The following is a 2,636-nucleotide window of genomic DNA, read 5'->3' as shown; positions in this document are numbered from 1 at the left end:
AAGTAAATATACCATTTTCCATTGATAAAATGGATTTCCGGTGCCCACAATTCAACTGATGGTTCTGTACCGGATGGGCTGTAAACTGCCACTGGCTGAGTAGCTGCAATGCGGTTTAATTCGGGTGCTCTGGAGACATAGATTGCTCTGTCCTGATTTACCCTTACATAATAATAATAACCATCCTGATAGGTAACATACGGATCTGCACCATAGTTTACGATTGGATTGGTAAATGCATTCTGGTCATAAAAATGCAAAGTATAGGTAAGCGGATAAGTTTTGTCTGTCTTTCCCGTAAGGGTAATCTCGCTTACCGGATTTTGTCTGGTAGGCTGGGTAATCGTCAGATCAAATGATTCGCTCACATTCTCACCTAAAATGGCTGTTACTTCCGGAAGATTGTCCAGACTTTCCACGTCAACATCATAATCCAGCTTGTTCTTTTGATAATCCGCTAAATCTGCACCATCCAGCTGGATTTGCTCAATGGAATGATTTTTTGTATAGAAAAGGATATAATCCAGTTCGCTAAAGCTTTTTGCTTCCCCGGAATGGGTGAATGTAACCGTATTCTTTCCGGCTTTCAATTCTACCTGGATTGGATAGAGCCTCCAGTTATCCCAACCGTATGACTGATACTGAACAATTTCTGCATGATTGAGATCCCCATTAACATAATACTTGTGGGATGCATTTGGCTGATCGGTACCGCTGCCTGCTGCTACATCAATCCGGTAGGTTCCGGCTGTCTTTGCATTTACCTCAAAGGTCACAGTGGCATCGCCGTTGTCGATCATGCCGACTTTTTTCTTGCCGGAAGCATCTGATCTGTCCGTTATTTTTGCGGGTGCGGTAATTACAGCATTTTCTGCTTCCATTTTTACGATTTCTTTTTCTTCTACTGGCTGGGAAGTGAACTTCACGACTGCTTCCACATCCAGATTGATATTTCCAAGGTTTGCAATACCCTCCGGCAGCAGGATATGTCCCTGTATCACTGCACGGCTTTCATTGTTTTCTGTTTCATAGGAAGGTTCTTCCCACTGAATCTGTGCTGTATAGGTGACGCCAGGCTCACTCTTTGAGGTTACTAAGCCATTTACGCTGTCCGGCAGCTGCCAGGTCTGTGGTGCACTGCCCTCTTTCGCTGTAAGATTCAGATTGTCCGGTTTTGTATAGGAGATCAGATTGTTTACATTCACGGCACCGGAAGGAACATCCTGTCTGGTGACGGTAGGACCTTTTACTTCTAAAATTGTTTCCCCTGCCTGATCCTGGGTAAACTGTATTCTGTCAATGCAGAATTTTCTGGGATCCGCCGCTTCCAGACTGTTATGGCAGTGGTATACCATGAATAACTCTTTGCCATCCGGTGACTCAACTATTCCATGGTGTCCTGTTCCGTGTGCAAGGCTGTTGGACTGCATAATGGGATTATTTTCATACTTTGTATAATCTCCCAGCGGGTCACTGCTGGTGGCATATCCCGATCCGTAACCCGGACTCTGGAAATGGGCTCCGGAATAAGTCAGGTAATAGACGCCGTCCTTCTTCAGCATAAACGGGCCTTCGTTAATTCTGCCCATGGATGTTTCCCAGCCGTCTTCCGGTACCAGGATACATTTTAACGTGGATTCATCAATTGACTTCATATCATCATTTAATTTAGCACCATAGATGAGATTTCCATTGTCAAATCGTACAAAATACAAGTAATACTGCCCGTCATCATCCATATATGCATGGGCATCGATTTCTTTTATATCGTTATGCATGGGAACCTGGTTCTCCTGGGTAAATGGTCCCAGAGGTGATTTGCTGGTGGCTACCCCTAGGTGTTCCTCTGCGGTATAGTACATATAGAAAGTGCCGTCCCGTTCAATGACATCCGGTGCCCAGAAATGGGTATTTCCCCAGACATTATCCTTCTCCAGTGCCCAGCCCTTATCGGTCCAGTTCACTAAATCTGTAGAAGTATAAACTTTAATTCCGTTTTCATCCGCCCCTGCGTTGGTAGGATAGAGATAATACGTTCCGTTATAATATAAAACATCAGGATCTGCACAGTTCTCCAGCAGTGGATTCTGGTATGTCTCCCCTGCCAATTCCGGTTCTGTATATTCCGAAACTTTCACGTTTTCAAAAGATGCACTGGAAAGCCAGTTACGCAATCCGATAGTTCCCGCCCCATGGTCGCTGTCTGTAACATCCAGTTTTGCATAGTGTTCTCCGTCATAATCTATATAGCAAACGATATGATTTCCGGATACTGCAACGGTTATGTGATAAGTTTCTCCATAATCAATAGTAGTCTCCTTTGCCGCTATTTCTGTCCAGGTAGTTCCGGAAACTTTGCCGAGCATTACCCTGCCGTTATGGGCATCGATACAGAAATAGTAGCCATTGTATCCATCCCCATGGTTATCCATTGGGTTGGTTACACGAAACAGCACACCTGCCTGGGCACTGCTCTTGTCATCCAGATTTGTCTGCTGGTTATTTACGGTTACATCTGCCTCATAAACAAAATCGGTAAAGTTCTGATCCTTCGCTAAAGCCTTGTCTCCCCTGCCTTCTGTTACGGTATAAATGTGGTCATTCACAGACCATGTGCCGCGATCCCATCCATTGTA

1 protein-coding gene is annotated in these 2,636 nt (G+C 44.7%); it reads right to left on the bottom strand.

Annotation, left to right across the window (positions count from 1 at the left end):
- Window positions 1-2,636 (bottom strand): family 43 glycosylhydrolase (locus tag ACH2DQ_RS01990; RefSeq protein WP_395025304.1); only part of this gene is annotated, 2,636 nt, incomplete at both ends.

Source organism: Robinsoniella sp., from assembly GCF_034124845.1.
The sequence above is the reverse complement of the archived record's forward strand: the minus strand, read 5'-3'. Positions and strand labels throughout refer to the sequence as shown.